Source organism: Paenibacillus sp. 37 (assembly GCF_008386395.1).
Lineage (GTDB): Bacteria > Bacillota > Bacilli > Paenibacillales > Paenibacillaceae > Paenibacillus > Paenibacillus amylolyticus_B.
In genome coordinates this window covers 2,890,160-2,911,361 of record NZ_CP043761.1, presented here as the reverse complement: position 1 = coordinate 2,911,361, position 21,202 = coordinate 2,890,160, and the positions used below count along the sequence as shown (strand labels likewise).

General features: G+C 44.9%; 10 protein-coding genes. 1 reads left to right on the top strand and 9 read right to left on the bottom strand.

All coding sequences use genetic code 11. The features are described 5' to 3' along the window. Positions 1 to 6: 6 nt before the first annotated feature. The 9 genes from F0220_RS13090 to F0220_RS13050 form a co-directional block, all read right to left on the bottom strand. Positions 7 to 6,219, bottom strand: a complete 6,213-nt coding sequence (locus F0220_RS13090) for an SDR family NAD(P)-dependent oxidoreductase (protein WP_149846565.1) — start codon at positions 6,217 to 6,219, stop codon at positions 7 to 9. After that, positions 6,216 to 10,160 (bottom strand): type I polyketide synthase, encoded by a 3,945-nt coding sequence (locus F0220_RS13085; RefSeq protein WP_149846564.1) that lies wholly within the window; start codon positions 10,158 to 10,160, stop codon positions 6,216 to 6,218. The genes F0220_RS13090 and F0220_RS13085 overlap by 4 nt, the downstream gene beginning before the upstream one ends. Before the next feature lie 31 nt (positions 10,161 to 10,191). After that, positions 10,192 to 13,479: an ACP S-malonyltransferase gene (gene fabD / locus F0220_RS13080; protein WP_105598413.1), complete on the bottom strand. Its 3,288-nt coding sequence runs from the start codon at positions 13,477 to 13,479 to the stop codon at positions 10,192 to 10,194. 20 nt (positions 13,480 to 13,499) lie between these two features. Beyond that, positions 13,500 to 14,180 (bottom strand): MBL fold metallo-hydrolase, encoded by a 681-nt coding sequence (locus F0220_RS13075; protein WP_105598412.1) that lies wholly within the window; start codon positions 14,178 to 14,180, stop codon positions 13,500 to 13,502. 15 nt (positions 14,181 to 14,195) lie between these two features. After that, positions 14,196 to 14,939: a diacylglycerol/polyprenol kinase family protein gene (locus F0220_RS13070; RefSeq protein ID WP_105598411.1), complete on the bottom strand. Its 744-nt coding sequence runs from the start codon at positions 14,937 to 14,939 to the stop codon at positions 14,196 to 14,198. 165 nt (positions 14,940 to 15,104) lie between these two features. Further along, a complete protein-coding gene (gene bacA / locus F0220_RS13065; RefSeq protein ID WP_223199987.1) occupies positions 15,105 to 15,947 on the bottom strand; it encodes an undecaprenyl-diphosphate phosphatase in 843 nt (280 codons plus the stop codon). 394 nt (positions 15,948 to 16,341) lie between these two features. Then, entirely contained in the window at positions 16,342 to 17,220 is an 879-nt protein-coding gene (gene yidC / locus F0220_RS13060) for a membrane protein insertase YidC (RefSeq protein ID WP_105598409.1), read from the bottom strand. Beyond that, positions 17,157 to 17,507: a hypothetical protein gene (locus F0220_RS13055; protein WP_223199934.1), complete on the bottom strand. Its 351-nt coding sequence runs from the start codon at positions 17,505 to 17,507 to the stop codon at positions 17,157 to 17,159. Before F0220_RS13055 ends, yidC begins: the two co-directional genes overlap by 64 nt. A 92-nt stretch (positions 17,508 to 17,599) precedes the next feature. Further along, a complete protein-coding gene (locus F0220_RS13050; RefSeq protein WP_105598408.1) occupies positions 17,600 to 19,219 on the bottom strand; it encodes a DUF4153 domain-containing protein in 1,620 nt (539 codons plus the stop codon). 133 nt (positions 19,220 to 19,352) lie between these two features. Between F0220_RS13050 and F0220_RS13045 the strand changes: the two genes are divergently transcribed. Next, a complete protein-coding gene (locus F0220_RS13045; protein WP_105598407.1) occupies positions 19,353 to 21,146 on the top strand; it encodes an ABC transporter substrate-binding protein in 1,794 nt (597 codons plus the stop codon). Positions 21,147 to 21,202: the final 56 nt, after the last annotated feature.

Sequence of the window (21,202 nt, the reverse complement as noted above, 5' to 3'; positions counted from 1 at the left end):
CGCTCTTCAGACCCCTGTTATACAAGCAGAGACAGCCCCCTGATAGACCATAATGGATTCTTCTTCATGCAAGATCTGCATATCCACCAAAGGCTGTTTCCTTATCAATGCAATCTGATCCAGCACACCATTCATCAGTACATTAAGAGCCTCCATCGCTTCAGGAGCTTCGATTGAACCTTGTCCTGCTTTCGCCATGCGTGTCTTATAATATTCAGAACGTACCGAACCCACACTTCCCCAATATCCCCAGTTCATCACTTTGACGGGGAAATTACAGCACTGTCTCAAAAATTGGGCGAATACATCTTTGAACGTACAGCCGGCTACGTAATTGGCCTGTCCGGCCGAATTCAAAAAGGAGTTCATGGACGAAAAAAAGAGTACAAAGTCAAGCGACTCTCCGATACACGCTTTGGCTATATTGATGCTGATGTCTACCTTGGTGGAATAAGCTTTCCGAAAAGCAGCTTCGTCCATATATTCCAGGCTACGATCCTCCAATACGATGGCTGAATGAATAAAACCATGAATGGTTTGATGATTCCGCCTAATATCTGTACATGCTTGACGCATTGCTTCCGAATCCGTTGCATCAACAGCCATGTAACAGGGCGCAGGTCCGAGCTCGCCCAGCCTTTGCAATTTCGCCTGAATATCAGCATCCAGTTTCCTTCTTCCCAGCCAGATGATCTGGGCTTTGTAATGCTGGATCATATATTCACTCCATGCCTCTCCGATTCCGCCTGCTCCCCCGATAACAACGTATACACCTCCATGGCGATAGGAATGAGACTGCCCCGAACTCACAGGGGAATATGTAACGGACGCAAGTTGTTGACGAAACCATTCGCCATGTCGGTTTACGTATGGGAATCCGTAGGAATCAGCAGACCACGAAAACAACTCGTGCATATTCTTATCGTTCAACTGATCCAAATCCACCTGTCTAACCTTCCATCCGGGTCGTTCTTTGCATAATACTCCTATAAGACCATGTATCCCGGCATGAGTGGGATCAACCGAATCAAGTGTATGAATGGCGTTTGCCTGCATTGTGATTACAGTCCATTCCATGCTCCGATTCCCATATCCGTCCTGAAGAAGTGCCTTAATTAGTCTGTACAGAAGAAACACGCCTTCTTCCTGAGCCTCAATCATTCCCTCGACATCAGGTGAGTTTCCGGTGGTTAGCGGAGATATCCACACCATATGTCGAAGGTTCATAATTGGGATCAGTTGTTCCGTGATCCGCATGATCGAATCCTGTGGATTCAAAACGATCACTTCGGCGTGAGGCAGATATTTAAGCAGCTGAGTCAAGTACGAGCTCTTCGTACCTACCAAGCATATTTCTCCCCGGAGATCGTTGAGTACACGTTCATGTTCATGCAAGCCGATTGTCTGCTCTTTCCATACAGGGGCCAGCATTTGTAACTCATATGTCTCCATCCCTTTAGTCTCATTGAGATTAGAAGCTTTTGGCTCAGGTCTTCTAAAACGCATTGCCCTAATAGATACCCGTACATCACCCTCTACATTAAACAAATCCATGTCATATTCGGTATCTGCGTGTACAACGGCACTGCCACTCTCCTGACGTACTCGGACATGAGCCCACATCTCTGCTTCGCAGGAGCCAAATATTTGAATTTGCTGTATGGAGAAGGGCAACAAAGACGTATCTTGCGGCTCCTCCTGAATATTTCCCGAAGCACTGGACCAGATCCCGATGGTGGCCTGAAAAGCATTATCCAGAAGACCTGGATGAAGGGTGCCCTCCTGAAATCCATCGATAATATTCGAAGGCAGAGCAATTCTGGCCAATGCCTGATCATGACCCACTGATACAATTTTCAGACCCTGGAAGTCTGGACCATACCGCATGCCTCTTGCTGAAAAAAAGGAATAACATTGCTCTGAAGTGAGATTTTCCAGATTACAGCTGCTCAGGATTGTCTCCACTTCGCTAGTCTTGCGTACTCCACGCTTGGTAATCACAGCAGTCCCCTGGCTAAAAACCATGGTCTCTGTCCCATCCCCCTGAGACTCACTTGGAGATTGAACGGTCACCTCAATATCTCCATTAGAGGATGGATTAAGAAGGATTCGGAGCCTTCCCATACCTTGTTGAGCTACAACAGGTTGGAGCCATACCAGCTTTTGGAGGTTAATTTGTTCATCCTCTCTGGGTTGAGCAGCCATCATGACAGCGGCCCTGATCAACTCAATATGTGCTGAGGCAGGCAATACATTATATCCGTTTATTTCGTGATCCCGAAAAAAGGATTCCTGACCCGTAAATTCAAATTCGTAGCGGTATGACCGAAAATCCGATCTGTTTTCCAGCTTCATCATGAATCTGTTATCCATTCCCGACCGATGAGCTCCAGCGTTTTCTATACGGTTGACTGGATTAGGAAGCCAGTGCCGTGTCTCTGCAAACGGATAAGTCGGGATGGAGATTTTCCGTTGCCCTTCACTTTTATCCATTGAAGACCAATCAATCCTGTTACCGGTTACCCAGAGCTGAGCAAGTTTATGGAGTTCTGCTTCCATCATGAAATCCTGATCTGTGGATGGATGATTGTAAGTTATAACATGTTCATCTTGGAGGGATTTGCGCTTGGATACGCTCCCTTGCCAACATCGATATAGATCTGCCTGACCTGCAACAAACCGCTCAAGCATGTCTACGGCATCCGTGATGCTCGAACTCACCAATGCAAGTCTTTCCTCCATCTCTTCCCTGCCCGTTTGCATTGTAAATGCAACATCAGCTAGGGTAATCCCATCCGTTTGACTCAGAAATTCAACGATTCGCTTCGCATATGCTTTCAATCGATCCCTGTTCTTTGCAGAAACGATGAGTAACTGGGGGCGATTGGATATATTTTGGGAACTATTGTGCTTGGTCACGTATTCGCGGATGACGATATGAGCATTGACACCTCCAAACCCAAATGAACTTACGCCCGCACTTCTGGGCAACGTGTCATGTTTGCGATTCCACGTCTGTCCTTCCTTTACAATATAAAATGGACTGTTCTTCAACTGGATGTACGGGTTAACTTCATTTAACTGCAGATTTGGCAGCAATCGGTTATGCTTCATACTGAGTAACACGTTTAGTACTCCCGCTACTCCTGCTGCTGCCTCCAGGTGCCCAATATACGTTTTTATAGTCCCCACTGCACAGTGCGGAACAGTGGAATCCGGGGATGAGCCGCTCTGCGTGCCATGCAATTCATCCCAGTTTTGAACCAGCTGGGAGAATGCTTTTTTAAGCGCATTTATCTCGATTGGATCACCCAATGGCGTCCCCGAACCATGTGCTTCAATATAATCTGCTGTCCTCGGATCAATTCCTGATCTCGACCACGCTTCAACAATGAGTTCTGCCTGTGCGTTAGGATTTGGAGACGTCAAAGTGTTGGCATGTCCCCCATGATTTATAGCCGTTGCCTGAATTACTCCATAGATATGGTCTCCATCCGCTTCCGCTTTGGACAACGGTTTAAGCAGCAATGCCCCACTACCCTCACCACGAACGTACCCATCAGCACCTTGATCAAAGGTTTTACAGCGACCATCCACACTGAGCATGCCTGCCTGATTAAAAGCAATCATCAGCTGTGGACTTGCGATAACACTAATGCCTCCGGCAACTGCCAGTTCACATTCTCCGTTGTGTATCGATTCCACTGCCCGATGAATGGCGACCAGCGAACCGGAACAGGCTGTATCCACGGGTTCACTAGGTCCATGCAGATTTAGAAGATATGAAATTCGGTTAGCCAGAATGGAATGAAATATGCCCAACGCTGTATGTGCCTCGGTAGGAATGCCTGCTTGATGCATCAAATCATAATAATCTGAACTAACCACCCCGACAAACATGCCTGTTTTACTCCCAGACAAATCGGATGGCCTGTAACCAGCATCTTCAATGGCTTCCCATACGGTTTGCAAATAAATGCGCTGTCTCGGGTCCATCAACCCCGCTTCATGAGGCGAAATTCCAAAAAACGAAGCATCAAATTGATCAATGGCTTTCATAAATCCGCCCCATTTGATGTTGGTTTTATTAACTTCCTTTATTGGGTCCCCGTAATATTGATGCCAATCCCAGCGTTCAGGAGGGATTTCGGAAATAAAGGTTTTTCCGGAAACCAAGTTCTCCCATAGTTGATCCATACTCTCGGATTGAGGCATATGAGCGCCTATTCCAATAATGGCAATGGGTTCTTTATTGCTCCTATGGACATCAACAGGCTCACTTGCGTTCTCATTTGTTTCATCAGCACTGACCGTATGTGAAGTCTGCATTTCGGGTTCATCGTGTCCCCCACTCATTCCATGATATCGGGCAATGTCTTCGCCATAAGCTCCGCTCAGGTAGGTTGCAAAGGTCCTTAAAGTCGCATATTCAAACACAACAGGAGGCGTCAGATCAATGCTATATGTTGCGTTAAGTCGATTGACAAAATCAGTCGTTGAAATGGAATCAAATCCATAGTCGCTCTTATCCGCATCCAGATCCAGTTCCTGTATGTCAACACTAAGAATCTTAGAGGATATGGTCAAAATGACCTCTGAAACCCTTTCTAGTAGAACTTCTTCATTTATGCTGTTCTGCAACAACACATCCTTTTTCGGAGGATCCACATCTGCAAACGATGTTTTCTCGTGTACCTTCTGAAATTTGGCCGCATCCCCGCCAACAATTACCAGCTGATTTTCCTTACAATGGAAAGCATCTTCAAAAGCATGTATGGCATGTTCGCTGGATATCGCTGAAATCCCGAGCGTATTCTCCAAAAAAAGGCGATGAGTTGGATCTACTCCCATCCCCGCTTCCGACCATAGAGGCCAATTCAGAGAGATCGTCTGACCAGAACGTAACCCCTCTTTGTTCAAACGATCCCGTTGACGGCAAAAACCGTCCATAAAGCCATTGGCAAAGGCATAGTCACATTGTCCAGCGTTGCCCAGAACGGACATGACGGAAGAGCAAACGATGAAAAAGTCCAACTGTTCATGACAAGAAGCTTCGTCCAGCCAAACCGTTCCGTATACTTTAGGAGCGATAACAGCATCCATGTCCACTTTATTTTTGGATTGAAGCATGGAGTCTCTCAATACGCCAGCGCAATGAATCACACCATGAATACCCCCAAATCTGGCTTTGCACTCACGGATGAGATTAAAAGCGGACTCACGTTGCGATACATCCGCCGGGATATACACTATTTCAGCTCCGAACTTCCCTAGATCATGCAATTGTTGTTCCTGATCCCTACTCAGAATGGAGCGTCCGGATAAAACAATGACTCGAGCGGATTTGGCAAGCAAGGAGGCAAACTTTAGACCGATGCCGCCCATCCCACCTGTGATCAAATACACGCCTTCTTTGTTCCAATCCACTTGTGAATATTCTCTTTTCGGCAACGATACCAATCTTTTTGCATAACGCCGATTGTCCCGATAACGAACCTCTACCGCTTGGTCCCGAGCTTCCAGCTCCTGTTTGATGAGTTGTAACATATCGATTGGTTCATTTCCCATGTCCAATGTACGACATGTCCATTGCGGGTGTTCCCATGTTACACTGCGCATGAAACTGCTTACGGCTTCACTTGCCGGTTCTTCTTTATGATCGCTGGAATAAACATATAAAAGATGTATTTTCTTTTTGTCAGCACATTTCGCCAGCCATTGGCATGTATAAAATAAGGCGTACACGCCCTGGGCAAGCTGTTTACTCAGCAGCGTCCCTCCATCTTCCGAAAGCACGGCACCATTCCATCCATGAACGACAGTATCAGGTATCCACTGTAATTCGGACAGTCGGTTGAATAAACGCTCGTAATCCTCTTCATGTTCCGGACGGACTACGAATGTATCAGCATCCTGCTCGATGAATTGATTTCCTTGTATCACACGAATGATGGAAGCACTCTCATCCCATTGCCCCATATTTTCTTCACCAGTAACAAATAACAGAAGTCTCTCACTTTTGAAAACCGTACGTTGAAGGTCTTGAATTTCCCAGGATGGATACAGATACGTATTCTGCTGTATGTTTTTTTCATTGGAAGCCGAATTATCATGCCGCTCTATTTCCTGTATAAGCTGATAGGCTATCTCTGATGAGAGACGTCGTCCCTTCACCATTTCAAGAATCTGATCCAGTGATAACATCTGATCTTTTCTCATCGTTCCTCCATATAAGTTAAGACATCAATGGGTTCAACCTCTCCGGCTTCCAATCTTTGCAAAAGTGTTTTCAGTGAGTCCTTCGCATGGCGCTTTTTGTCCTGAACCTGTCTTACCGTAAAATCACGCATCTCCATGCATATTTGTTCCTGTTTATTAAGCAAGACAATATCAAACTTGAACGCTTTTCCCCCTTGTGTACTCTGCTGCCTAACATACACACTTCCCTTGTCGGGAAGCCGATTCCACCATTTGACCGTACCTATGGAATAGGGCATACAAAGACTAGAGCTTACCTTTTGGACAAGTAACATCGCTGTCTGCAAAGCACTGTCCATCGTTACAGGATGAAGCGTGTAGGCATGTGACTGTTCATCACAAGGGAGTGAGAGCGCAAAGCTGGCAATAGCCTCATCTTCACTCACCCAACAATCCGTTATGGATTGAAAGGATGGACCGTAGACGAGAAGACTCTTTTCAAGCGTGCGATATACTCCTGGAACAGGGTCAACACACCTTCTTCTAATCGCATCCATATCACGTTTAACTCCGTATTCAGTGCCTTGTCGCAAGACTTGTTTATTGCCTTCCATTTTTATTTCATACAACGTTCCTTGCCCGTGAATTCGTCTGGAGTTTGAATCATCGCCGGTCCATACGTGAAAATGAACTTTTCCCTCAGCTCTTGACAAAGAAATATTTACTTCAACAGGATGCTCCATAACCGTCAGGGGTCTTGACCACACCACTTCACCAAAACCAGTAACCTCCTGGATTCCTGCCTTCTGCGCAGCGGCCAATGCCATTTCCAAATAAGCCACACCTGGTAAAGTCCGTTTACCATCTACGATATGATCATTCAGAAAAAATTCTTTGCCAGTAAACAGCGTTTGGTACTTGAATTCGTCCAAGGTTGAGGTATTCCAGCCAATCATCGGGTGTAAAGCTGGATCTATCCCCTTCCCCTGTGGACGCGGAAGCTTATGTACATCCATAACCGATGGATTAGCCAGGGTATTGTTATTGTCATGTAATCGATGTATTACAGACTCGAAACGCTGAGTCGGCAGGGCACACTTGTTAAATGTTCCTGAAGGGAACCATAGGTCCCACCTCACATTCACGCCATGGAGCCATAACTGACCGAGGATATTCCAGACGTCATATCCTGCTTCATCCTCTTTTAAAGCAAGTTTCAGCGTATCAGGTGCGGCCGATTGAACTACTCCGATGTCGATGATCTTGATGTCTGTCGAAATTTTTTCCAGATCAACTTGGCTTTCTTGTGTTTGATGCAGCCATTGCTCAACATTTCCAATTTCGGGCAGGTTATCGTTTAGGTCATGTAATGGGTTTTCGTTTTGATCCGTATGCATCTGTTGCTGTTTCAGGTTCATGGATTGGGCAATCGCCTTATAATCCGCATTGGAATCCAAAACAAGCTGGGCGACCATTTCAGGAAGTAAAATGTGATCGTCCATCAGATCCAATATTTGTTCGAATCGTGGATCGGGCTCAGTCATGATCGTCAAATCCCATTTGCGATTCAACCTCCGCAGTGAATGAGCCACAGCTGTAACGATAATGAACAACTGTTGAGTGGAAAGCTCCGTAACCATCAAGACATCAAGAGGCTTCCCAAGCAACTCTTCCAAATCCCAATCGTCCCCACTTACTTTACCTAGAAGATTCGACCATTCATCTATATACTTTCTGAAGGTGAACTGATGAGAGATGAGTGATTGACCCTTAGTTAGATAATATTGAACCTGTTCGTTATCACTGACCATTGGATATTCCAATCGATCATCTTGTCTGTTCCCAGAGCCCACACTATCAACTAGTGTGCCACCCAACAAGTGACGAAGATAGGCCTCGTTAAAAGAAACCGGATACAAAATGTCTTGCAATGTGGGATCATAATAGGGAATACACGGACGATGGAGTTTAAAGATGTTAGCTTCATTTCCCCCTGCAAGCCTCAAAAGAATTTGTTCTGGCACAATCATCTGGTTTACCCCAAGAACTGCCCACATCCCTGCACGTTCCCCTGTCATCCATTCCACTTTTAAGCCCGCATCAAGTAAACATCGAAGGACGGCGTATCCAGCAATGAACTGACAGCATGGAAGTGTCTCTTCTTCCCATGGTTCATTGTAGAACATCCGCCGATAATGATCGGCAAGTGGACGATCAGCAATTTGATCCAGTAAGGATTGAACGATGTCCTCCACGTGCGGTAAATCACGGGTTAACATGCTAAATTGCTCATAGTTTATATAGGAAAAGTGCCCCACTCTTATTGCCCACTTTTGCTGTTTTGGCATGAAAGGACGACTTGATTCCGAATGCAACTCTTCCTTCAACTGCTGTAAGTTGTCTGCCATCACAGCATAACGATAAGGAAAAGCCACTCTTCCCGTGAATAATGTTCCACTAATATCACGCAGCGTACAATCTTCAAACTCGGGTGTGAGCGAGAATGCTCTCCACGATTCAAGCTGTTTTTCCAAATGCCATTTTGATTTTCCAGATAGCGTGAACAGCTGAGAACGGGCTGCTGCTGCATCATCCTTCTGTTTATTCGAGGGTGCAGCGCACCACTGTTCAATCACCAGATGTGCGTTGACTCCACCAAAACCGAAAGAGCTTATGCCCGCTCTTAAAGGCAAACCTTCGCCAGCACTGTTCCAATCCGTTAGAGCCCTTGTCACTTCAAAAGGAGTACTCTTAAAATCTATGATCGGATTAGGATCGTTAAAATGAAGGTTGGCAGGTATTTTACCATGTTTCATCATCATGATCACTTTCACAATACCAGCCATGCCCGCAGCGCTCTCCAAGTGGCCAATATTGGTTTTTACCGAGCCAATCCGACAGAATTGGGCTCGGGAAGTATAGGCAGCAAATGCATTTTTAAGCGCTTCAATTTCAATCGGATCTCCCAACGACGTTCCCGTTCCATGTGCCTCAATATAAGTGACCATTTCCGGGGAAATATCTGCATCCTGATAAGCAGCCAAGATGACGTCTTGTTGTGCCTTCATGCTCGGAGCAGTTATGGATGCGCTTCTTCCACCATGATTGCAGGCAGATCCTTTGATAATCCCGTAGATATGATTGCCTTCCGCTAAAGCATCTTCAAGCCTTTGAAGCAACAGTACGCCTGCTCCATCCCCTGGTACATAACCATTGGCTTCCTTATCAAAGGTCTTACAACGCCCATCCGGACTTAACATTCTTGACTTGGAAAATGAAATAAACTTCCAGGGATGCAAATTTAGATTTACACAGGCAGCCAAGGCGTAATTGCACTCTTTTCGTTGCAGGGCTTGTTTGGCTTCATGCACGGCTACTAATGAAGATGCACAAGCTGCATTTACCGATATACTCGCGCCCTTGAGGTCCATGACGTAAGAAATTCGATTGGCAAGAATACTTTCATAATTTCCAAGACAAGCGTAGCTATCTATCTCCAATTCGGGAAGGCAAGCCATTTGGCGGTGATCTACTGTCATTACTCCGGCATAAACGGAAGTGATCTGATTCTGTAACCTTTGAAGCGAAATCCCGGAATCCTCTATGCATTGCCAGGATACTTCAAGTATCATTCGTTGCTGAGGATCCATATTTTTGGCCTCTCGGGGAGAGATACTAAAAAAGCGGTGGTCAAAAGAATACACATCATCCAGCAGACCGCACCATTTTCCAATACTCTTATTAGGGGCGTCAATATCTTGAGAATAGAACTTTGATACATCCCATCGATCTGGGGTAACCTCCCTGACGGAATCCACACCATTCGCAAGATTATCCCAAAACGTCGTATAATGATTAGCCTGCGGAAACCTGCACGCCATACCGACGATCACAATATCCGTAAGGCTCATTTCCGGATTACTATCGGATGTTGATTTCGTGTCCTTCTTTTGTCGCATCATCACACCCCCCTGTCCCTAACCATGCTAAAAGTTAGTTCGTCTCAACCTGCACAGCCAATTGCTTCAATCGTTCCTGTAAAACCAAAGCCGTATCTTCCATCAACTTTATGCCCACTTCAGCTACACGACGGTTTCTCCAGTCCTCGAGATTTGTGCCTTTCACCCATTGATTAAAAGCTCCCAAGGCTGGACCACAGTGGATTTGATAATCGACCTGATGACCTGCTGTTCCTTCCATTGCAAGCTTTGTACTGTGGGCAAAATACCACTTAAACACCAAGGCCATTTTGTACTTGGGATTCTGCTCGGCTTTCTGTATTTCCTCGGAAGATCTATATTGAACAACCTGGCGGTATACTTCATCAAAGGTTTTTTTGAAATATTTGTTTTCCAGCTGCTGTTTGTTTTTTTCGCTAATGTCATTCAAAGAATCATGCTGCCGATATAAATCATAAAGCTTGTTCGCTCTCGCGGGGAAAAATACACCTTTGCGAAGAACCTGTACCTTGGCTCCAATCTCAAACATATCTCCAGCAGGGGCATATTCCGTGTCGTGAATGTTCATATCCTGTAGTAAATCCTTGGCAGCATCGCTAGTAGCTGCTTCAACCGTGCATTGATTGATTGAACCTGTTACGATAAAATCCGCTCCGAGCAAAAATGCTGCTGCTGCTGCTTCAGGTGTACCAATACCACCGGCAGCACCAATGCGAACTTCTTTCGAATAACCGTACTTTTCCATCATCGTATTGCGAAGACGAACCATGGCAGGCAGCATGACATACGCCACACCCGCATCTGTATGTCCACCCGAATCAGCCTCAAGGCACAGATCCTCTGCAATGGGTACTTTTTTCAGGAGTTCTGCCTGAACAGATGTAATCTTGTTTTCCTTCAACATCTTCTCAACCATGAATTCCGGAGCGGGGCTTAAAAATGCTTCAGCCACTTCTGGTCTGGATACTTTGGCAATAATGCGATTCGTTGTGGATACTCGCCCGTCTGAAGAACGCTTCAGTCCATGGGCACGGTACTTGATTAATGCCGGAGTAACACCCATGAAGGCAGAAGCCTCTACTGTATTTACACCTTTACGTAGTAATAAGTTAACTTGTTCTTCTTCTCGTTCAGGATGAGTCATTTGATGAAGAAGATTTAACCCATACGCCTGTCCATCCTGCAAATGGTGTTGTATATAATCAATTCCTTCTTCGATCTGCTTCAGGCTTAACCCCCCTGTGCCCAAAAAGCCCATCATTCCTGATTGCCCCACTTTAACAACCATCTCCGCCGAAGCAATGCCTCTGTACATTGCACCTGTCAAATAGGCCAATTTCAAATTATAGTCCTTTTTGAAGGGTTTCGAGCCAAGAGACTCGGCCAGTCGAGTTCCTTGGCTGCCAGATTGTAAAACGGATGATATTGGAGTATCGGGGTGAACTGCTGACGATAACGGTTGGACAGACATGTCATCAGGACGATATACGATGGGTCCGCACTCTGTCTGAATCTTTGTAACCAACTTAGTCAGCACGTTGCCTGGACCGATCTCTTCTATTGTGTTTACGCCCATGCCCATCAGAACCCTTACCGTTTCACACCAGCGAACCGGATGTGTAATTTGGTGCACCAAATTGGCATGAATTTCATTTGTACGGTAGGGCTGCGCTGTATAATTTGAGATGACGGTCATCGTTGGAGCGGAAAATGTATAATGCTGGAGGTGCTGATCGAATTGTTTGGCTGATTCCTCCATATAACGGGAATGAAATGCCCCGCTGACCCTGAGAGGGATATACATTTGTGCACCGTTTTGCTCAAAAATCGGTTTGGCCTGATCAATGATTTCTTGAGGCCCTGCCAAAACAATTTGGGTCGGAGAGTTCAGATTGGCGATATCCAGTTGATGCAGTCCAAATCGTTGAAGGATTGTCTTCAATGCACTCTCGGTTAAACCGATAACCGCGGCCATCCCCCCTTTAGGGGCCCTGCTCATGATTTCTCCTCTTTTATGTACAAGCTTCAATCCTGTAGCAAAATCAAATACGTCTGCGGCAAAAAGCGCATTGTATTCTCCCAGACTGTGGCCTGAAACCAAGCATGGCTTTCTGCCCATTTCCTTGATTTTATGTAGATACATCATGGCATTAACAACAAACAAAGCCGGCTGTGTATATTCTGTCAGGCTCAATTGCTGAGACCGATCGTACAAGCACAGTTCCTGAATGGAAAATCCAAGAATATCATCCGCCTGCCGAGTCAACTCTGGAAACTGCTCAAATAATCCTTCACCCATGCCCAACTTCTGTGATCCCTGCCCTGGAAATACATATGCCCACAAAGGTTCATCCCCTCCAGTTTCATTCGAATTGGCGTAACGACTAATGATCTGTTCCACATGTTTTGCATCCTGATGGAAGGGAGTCATGGTTATATATGTTCGTTCCTTCCTGTGGCTAATCTGATTTACGAGGCTGGAAAGTGTACCCGAAGGCCCCAAATCCAGAAATATACTATTCGGTTTCTCTTCTTTTATATGGGTTAACGCGCGAGAAAATAGGATCGGTTCCTTGACAACTTGCCAAAAATGATCGGTAGATACCTTGGTCACAGGTTGTCCCGTCAAACTGGAGACAAGCGGGATCGTGGGAGCATGATATGACTGCTTGTCCAGATAGGCTAAGTACTCTTTGGCCGCAGGATCGATATAGGCTGAATGAAAGCCGTGAGTCACAGGCAATCTGACATAAGTAATCCCCTGACTTTTCAGCCAATCCTCTGCTTTTGTAACCCCTTTCATACTTCCAGAGATTACTAGATGATTTGATGAATTCACAGCAACAAGCTCGCACTCTGCATGCAGCTCCAGATTGGTATCATAGACTTCACGACTATGCAATACAGCAAGCATGCTTCCTGGAATACATGTCTTGTGAATGATTTCAGCTTGTCTATAAACCGCTTCGAGTCCCGCCTTGGGAGTTATTACGTTGGATACAGCCGCTGCGGCAAACTCCCCTAAACTGGTGCCCACAACGGTTGTAGGCATGACACCGCTCTCCATTAACGTTCTGGCAAGCGCGTATTCCAACATATAAATGGCCGGATGTGTAACTAGAGTTTCATTGAAATCATCAGGATAAGACGGATTGGAATCATATAATTCCTGTATAATGGATTTGCCGCCGATGTCTTGAACCCAACGATCCATCTGCAACATCCATTGGCGAAATACCGGATAATTCTGGTATAGTTCCTTTCCCGCCTGAAGATATTGTGAACCCTGACCGGAGAACATAAAAACAATATTTTCCTTCACAAGTCACACCCCTTGTTCCTTCACACAAAACTTTTGGCATCCGGCTGATTCTTACGCATACGAAAAGCGATAAACTGTTCTTCATCCGAAATATTAAAATATATGTTTCTCTCAAGCAGCATCTGAAGTGTCTGACCCGGTTCAACGCCAAATGAATGTGCAGGGTATACCCTGACGGAAGGATGTATTTGTTGCCGTATTTTTTGCAAACTCTGATACATCGCACCTGGATCTCCTCCGCGTTCGGGGCATATGCCACATCCCTCTGCAAACAGAGTATCTCCTGTAAAAATATGATTTGTTAATGAATAACATATAGAACCTGGCGTATGTCCTGGGGTGCTTATACAGGATATCAGTGTATTGCCTATTAAAACGGCATCTCGATCCTTTACAGGCTTCAAATTCTTACAGTGGTACTTAAAAAAATCAATTTCCGCTCCCCCCATATAAACCCGAGGATTAAAACGTTCGAGCAATGCTCCTACAAGATGAACATGATCCGCATGGGAATGTGTCAACAGGATGTGTGTGAGTTTGGCCTGCTCAGCTTCCAGGGAATCCAGAATGGCTTCAAGGTCCCAGGAAGGATCAATTACCGCTGCCTCCTGAGTCGCTTCATCAACGACGATATAGCTATAATTAATGAATGCTTCATAACTGGATTTAATAGAAATAACCTTGTATTCACTGGTTGTCATAAGAAGTTCCCCTTGTTAAACAAATGAAATGATCATATACAAACACGCAAAACCAACGATAAGTATAAACGGAGTATCTATGGTATGAGGTGAGAATGCCTCAGCCAGAGTTACAGCTATAGGAAGAATTAGCAGTGCAACAACTAATTGTGGAACAGTAAAACTGCTTGCAAACACCAAAAGGATCAACACTGCTGATAGAAACACACATAAACTGCCTTCGATACTTCTCGTAAACTTTTTCTTCGAAAACAAGGCATGAACGCGATATTTATGTTTCCCAAAGCGAATACCGATCGGTTCGGCAAGCCCGTCCCCTAGTCCATTGATGATAACGGGAATAAAGGCCAGCGTGCCATAACCTATGCTTTGAAAATACAGAAAGCATGGTGCCAGAACGACGTAGCCGGCAATTAATTGCGTATTCATCCATAGCAAAGTATGAGGACGATCTTCGGGACGGTCAAAAGAAGCAAACATGCGTTGAACCAATACACTTTTCTCGCGAATTGGCTTAATATAAATGAGCATGATAACGCAGTTCATCAGCATTCCGACGATAAAAATGGGCCCGGTATACCCTGTACTGGAACTCACGATCATTTCAATAGCTAACGGTGTAATAAATGACATGAAATGAACAATTTTACGAGCGTAATTCACACGCAACTGATATTTGAGTACAATCGTTCCGATCAAAAATTGGATTCCGTACAGTATGACAAACATGATGCTTTGCTTTATGATGAATGCCGTCATATTTTGCGCTCCCACCCCAGTAGATGAATGTCCCTTTGATAACTACTTATTTCCAAAAAATAAAAGGGAGTCTTTCCTTTTCAATGTGATTTATAAAAACACTGATCATGGATAAGACTCCTGCGACGGTTAATTTATTCACATGTAATAGATAATAAGAATGCTTTAGTTAAGCAAAAAGATCCAAAAAGCGGCTGCCAATACAAAACGATAGATTGCAAAAGGAATCAGTTTAATCCGGTTAATTAACTTCAGGAAAAATTTAACTGCAATCATGGCTACAATAAAAGCAGTCACAAACCCTGTAATAAATAAGGGAAGATCATCAACCGACAGATAATCCCAGCTCTCGTATAGATCCTTCAGTGAAGCACCGAACATAATAGGAAGCGCCATTATAAACGTGAATTCCGAGGCAGTTTTGTGACTCATGCCTGCTAGCAAACCTCCCGATAGCGTGGCACCCATTCTCGAAAAACCGGGAACAAGTGCAAAGCACTGGAACAGACCTACGATTAAAGCCTGCCGGTAAGTGACTTGATCCAATGTTTCTGCAGCCGGCTTTTTGGGTTTGAATATCTCGGCTGCAATCATCAGAATCCCGCCAAGGATTAACGTTACAACCACCGTTTGAGCACTGAACAAAACCTCTTTTATGTAATCGTAAAAAAATACGCCCCCAATACCAAAAGGGATAACACCAATAATGATATGAAGAAGTGTTAATTTTTCCTTAGCTTTGTTTGCTTTCCGATCTTCTCCAACATGGATGCCAAGGATGCTGAGAATTCGTTTCCAGAACAGAAAAGCCACAGCCAGGATTGAACCGAGTTGGATTACAATCTCGAATGTCGAAGCACGTACAGTACCCTCGAAACCTAGCAAATGCCCCACCAGAATCAAATGACCTGTGGATGACACTGGGGCGAATTCCGTAAGTCCTTCCACTATTCCCAGTATAAGCCCGATAATAATATCCACTAATTTTCCTCCAAATTCTAAATGAATTATAATTTATCACAGTATTCACTTACATAAAAAGCCATATTAAGTCAAGTCTTTACACTAGAATAGCCCCTCTCCAAAACTCTTAAACAAAATGGTAATTGATGCATCAAATTTTGTCAATAAATCCAAACAATAAATTTTATTTGTTTTTATTCCATGTTTCTACACCATCGGGTTCATTCTGAAATTGGCTTAATTCGCTCCTACCATAAGTATGTTATCCTCCTCCCCTTTATACTAAATACTAAATTTTTTTGATCTATGAAAATTGTTTTTGGATCACTCGGCTTTTCACCCTCACAAAAACACCCTATAAAGTAGACTTTGTGTCTGCTCTATAGGGTGTGATATACATAGACGATGCTCTTATAATAGTGATGCTACTAGCCAGTCTCTAGGACTTTGCAGGTTTGGCCGACTTGTTATGTTTTGCAGACTTTACCTTCTTCACCTCAATTATAGCAGGCTCCTGCGGGTGATCTACCGGGTACATTTTACGGAACAATAATGTCTGTAGTACCAGGAATGAACCCCCAACTGTCCAGTAGAGCGGCATCGCTGCCGGGGCTGAAAGGGAAAAGAAAGCCATCATCAATGGGGAGAGATATCCCATAATGGCGAACTGTTTTCGCTGCTCAGGCGCCATATTGGCTTGTGATACTTTAGCTTGGATCAGATATATGACTGCAACCACCACAGCGAGCACGTAATCCGGCGCTCCCAGTTTGAACCAAAGGAACGAATGGGAGGACAACTCCGGTGTAAGTCGGATGGCTGTGTAAATACCTGAAAGTATAGGCAGCTGAATGAGCATCGGCAAGCAACCAATGTTCAGCGGATTAAACTTATGTTTCTTGTATAGTTCCATTGTTTCCTGAGATAGCTTTTGCTTATCAGCAGGGTCATTTTTGCCTTCATATTTTTTCTTGAGCGCATCCATTTCGGGTTTCATGGCGTTCATGATGACTCGTGTTCCCTGCTGGGACTTGGCTTGACGCATCATCAATGGCAACAGTGCTAAACGAATGACCAGCGTAATCACGATAATCGCGACCCCGTAGCTTCCGTTAAATATAGTCGCAATATGCTGAATCAGATACGACAGTGGAAATACAATGTAGTGATTAAAAAATCCCGGTGTCGATGAAGTAATCTCCGACACGTTGTTGCTGCATCCGGCAAGCAGCATGACTGCAAACAAAATCACAATCAGGCCATAGATCCGTCCCTTGCCCGAAGTAAAAGTGAATCCCTTGTTGGTCTTATGTTCCATATATATCCTCCTCGTTGATTTGTTGACCAATCGTTCAACGAGGAATGACAATCTGGTTCATCTTCATCGGGCGCTTCTCTTCGTCTAATCATGCGGCTCCAGTCTTCCTGTCTGTGCTGTCTGTCCAAACACAGGGCGGGAAGTACAGGTTCAAGTCCACCACCGACGCCACCTTCCACCCAGTACTCTGTCATGCCACAATGAAGATGGGCAATATAGGCATAACTGACGGTGAAGATGAGTCCAATCGAGAATAAATATGGTAATAACTCCTGCAGTTCAAACAAGGGATTCACCCCCTTTATAGGTTAGTTTTTATATTATAACACTTACATATTGTTTTTGCATAAATCCGTACGTGAAAACAACTATTATTCAGCTATTCCGTTCTCAATTTGGACATTTCTAGCTCAGCTCGGTGTCTCGCCACGTTATAAGAAGGCCATGAACGATTTGATGAATCCTCGTCCAAGTAGACTTGACGTTCCAGCATTTCCCTTTTGAGATCGGGGTACTCCTCCAGAGCAAACGCACGAAGTAACGGAACTGCATCTGCTGACAGACTCGCCAGATAGGTAGCATCAATATTGCCAGTCTGATGATAACGTTCAATATTCAGCTCGGCAATCCGTTTATCCATACCCACATAGTTGACAGCAACATATGCAGTGAGCGCAAGCACAATATACCAGCGGATCAGCGGTATGGACGTGTACCGTATACGAAGGCCAGCGATCAGCAACAGGAGTGCGAGGAAGATCATGAATGCGTGTACCAGAAAGCGGATGTATGTATATCCATATGCCTGCTCATAAAGATTTAGGCGCATAAACGCGGAATACAACATAATTGCTGAACAACTGACCAGAATCAGGAGAAGTACCTGATGCACGATGGAACCCGCTTTGCCACTCGAACGGGTATACTGCAAAGCAACAATAAGAATAAAGAAGTTAATACCTGTGACGAGAATTAACTCTGCGAATCCACTTCTCGCATAGTCTGCGTAAGACAGATCTACCGGAAGATGCCCCTCTCCTGCACCAAACAGATACGAAAACTGTACAAGTACAAATAAAACGTACACACAGTTAATGACAATCAGCATCGTCCCCACAATGATGGGGTCTAATCTGAATGGTTCCCGATGAACTGGAGTGCGTTCGGGCTCGGGTGTAATCTTATTTATAACCTTACCTTCAGTGGCCGGATCCACAGGAGAGAATATATAGGTGTGATCACGCTTATCAACCGTGGATGCTGCTCCATTTTTCCAATGTGCGTTCTCTCTCTTCTCTGCCTCATATTGCATTGGCTGTACAAATCCCCATACATAACCGAACAGAACTACACCTGCAATGACAATCCAGATGATTCTCGGTATCCCTGGGGTAAAAGCCAGCTGATTCAACCACTCCGGAAAACCGGCTAAATACTGGTCGAAGACCCCGTCAGCAGAAGACAGTAACGCGATGACGACAACAAGGATAGGCAAGGATGCCACAAGGCCAATGAGCACTTTGAAAACAACCGTTTTCTGTGATTTGCCCATGCCACGCCCGCCTGCTCTCACAGCAAGGGCCGCAACAGTCCCCCAATGACGTATGGCTTGAGGCAGCAAATGGTCAATTGCCGTACCGATTAACCCGATCTCCCACCACTGCTTCCGTTTTCTGCCCATTAGATAGGTCATATGTAAGATAATTACGCCGGGTACAACCAGGAAATTAAGAACACGGAACAGTTCATTGTCGTATAACAGGAACGTTAGCGACAACAATAGCACTACAGCCGCCACAAAAGCATCAATGAACTTGAAAGACCTCATGCGGTCCCTTGCAAACAGATACATGAACACATAAAAGAGAATTACAAAGATAGGATACGATACGCCAATCTCATTACCATAGAATAAATACTGGTGAATGATCGCTAGCACCCATGCAGACAGTAGCGTGATTAGAGCGCGTTGCGGTGAAGCCATTATTTTATCAATCATGGGAAAAACCTCCATTAACCTTTCTATGCTATATTCTAGATGATAAAATAGGAATATAAATAGAAATTAAAATCGATAAAACTTCTTATTTTAGAGGAATACGTAAAGTTCACCTCCAGGAGGGAATCAACACTTGAAATTACATCAGCAATACCTGCTGTTGCATCGTCATTACGGTCACCATACAGAACATGAACTTACACTCGCCAATCTCGCTGAATTACTGAATTGTACGCATCGTAATACATTAACGATTGTCAAAAAGATGGTTGCCCATGACTGGATTCGTTGGGTTTCCCAGCGTGGCCGTGGTCGTCGTTCATCACTGACCTTGCTTGTTCCGGCTGATCAAATCGCCGCAGAATATATGATGGAGGCTATGAATCGCCGGGAGTTGCAAGAAGCTGCCGAGCAGGTGAGTGCATTCTCGAGCTCAACAACCATGCAGGATCATCTAAATCAGTGGTTGCTTGGGTATTCGGGACATCATACGGAAGCCGGCACCAACAATGAGCAGATTGATACGCTTCGGTTGCCCCTGCGCCAACAGCTTCATGCGCTTGATCCGCTGTACATTAATCTATTAGCTGAATCCTTTGTTACCAGCCATGTCTTTGACGGGTTGGTTCAACGTGGTGAAAAAGGTGAGATTCTCCCCTGTCTCGCTCATACTTGGGATGTCAGTGTTGACCGACAGACCTGGACGTTTTATATACGAAAAGGTATTACATTTCACAATGGTCAGATGCTGACGTCCCATGATATTGTGCATACGTTTGAACGGCTGCAATCTACAGACCGCCGAACACTGTACCGTGATGTGAGTAAACAGATTCTATCTATTGAAGCGGTCAGTCCCTTGACCGTGTGTTTCCGGCTTAAAAAACCTCACGAATTGTTTCTGTCCTTTCTTACAACAAGTCGTGCGGCGATTGTACCCTCACCGGGAACACACGAGCTGAAGATGAATCATGCGGGTGATCTGCATGGAATGCAAAAACCTGTCGGGACGGGGCCGTTCAAGGTCACTGCCTGGGATGATCACTTGTGCAGACTTGAAGCCTTTTCATCGTATTTTCAGGGTAGAGCACATATGGACCGGGTAGATATCCTGCAAATTCCGTGGAGTGCCTCGGCCAAAATGGACGATAGTCAAGATATCGATACTCCGTTCTTCCATCTTGTTCATAATCCGTCTTCGTCTACGGGTGCAGATTGGACTCAGATTAGTGCAGGTGTGATGGTTCATAAATTACTCACGTGTAATACGCAAAAAGCCGGACCGTTAAACGATCCGGCAGTAAGAGCACACATCCAGTCATGCCTTGCTGAAATGTATAAAGATGACCGACATGCAGATGAGTCTAAGGTTGTGGTACCTGATTTTAGTAAAGCGAGTACCCAGATGGTCCAGGTACATTCGGAGGGATGTAACCATATATCTCAACGACTCACTGCCACTGCTCGAGCCGTATCCCTGCACATTGCAACCATTCCACAATATCGCAGGGATGCCCAACATCTGGCATCTATATTGGAGCAGTGCGGTTACTCCTGTACCGTCCGCACAGGCACGATGGAGCAGTTCAAAGGAGATCTGCGGCTGGAATCTGATCTGATTCTCTTTTCTCTGATTCGGGACAGAGACGAAGAACTGCGCAGATATGATCTTTACTCCACGTTGTCCGAGCATCTGGAAGATTCTGCTCGTATAACGATTCATGAGATGTTGCAAACCATTATCGCCTCTCCGATTGCAGCAGATCGAACTTCTGAATTAGACCGAATTGAGCAATTTTTGGTTGATCAGAATTTACTGTTCCATTTATCCAAAAAACCGGTAGAAACCGCTTATTTGCCTTCCGTGCGTGGTCTATCTTTCAACAGCCAGGGCTGGGTGAACCTGCGTCATATCTGGTTTCCGTGAATGCTCATTAAACGAGCATAACAATACCTTCATTCATAATGCGGTAATGATTTTGG

What these genes read in the sequence shown, in the direction of transcription:
- F0220_RS13070 (WP_105598411.1), bottom strand. Translation starts at nt 14,939, where the DNA reads ATGACGGCATTCATCATAAAGCAAAGCATCATGTTTGTCATACTGTAC.
- F0220_RS13075 (WP_105598412.1), bottom strand. Translation starts at nt 14,180, where the DNA reads ATGACAACCAGTGAATACAAGGTTATTTCTATTAAATCCAGTTATGAA.
- yidC (WP_105598409.1), bottom strand. Translation starts at nt 17,220, where the DNA reads ATGGAACATAAGACCAACAAGGGATTCACTTTTACTTCGGGCAAGGGA.
- F0220_RS13085 (WP_149846564.1), bottom strand. Translation starts at nt 10,160, where the DNA reads ATGATGCGACAAAAGAAGGACACGAAATCAACATCCGATAGTAATCCG.
- F0220_RS13090 (WP_149846565.1), bottom strand. Translation starts at nt 6,219, where the DNA reads ATGAGAAAAGATCAGATGTTATCACTGGATCAGATTCTTGAAATGGTG.
- F0220_RS13050 (WP_105598408.1), bottom strand. Translation starts at nt 19,219, where the DNA reads ATGATTGATAAAATAATGGCTTCACCGCAACGCGCTCTAATCACGCTA.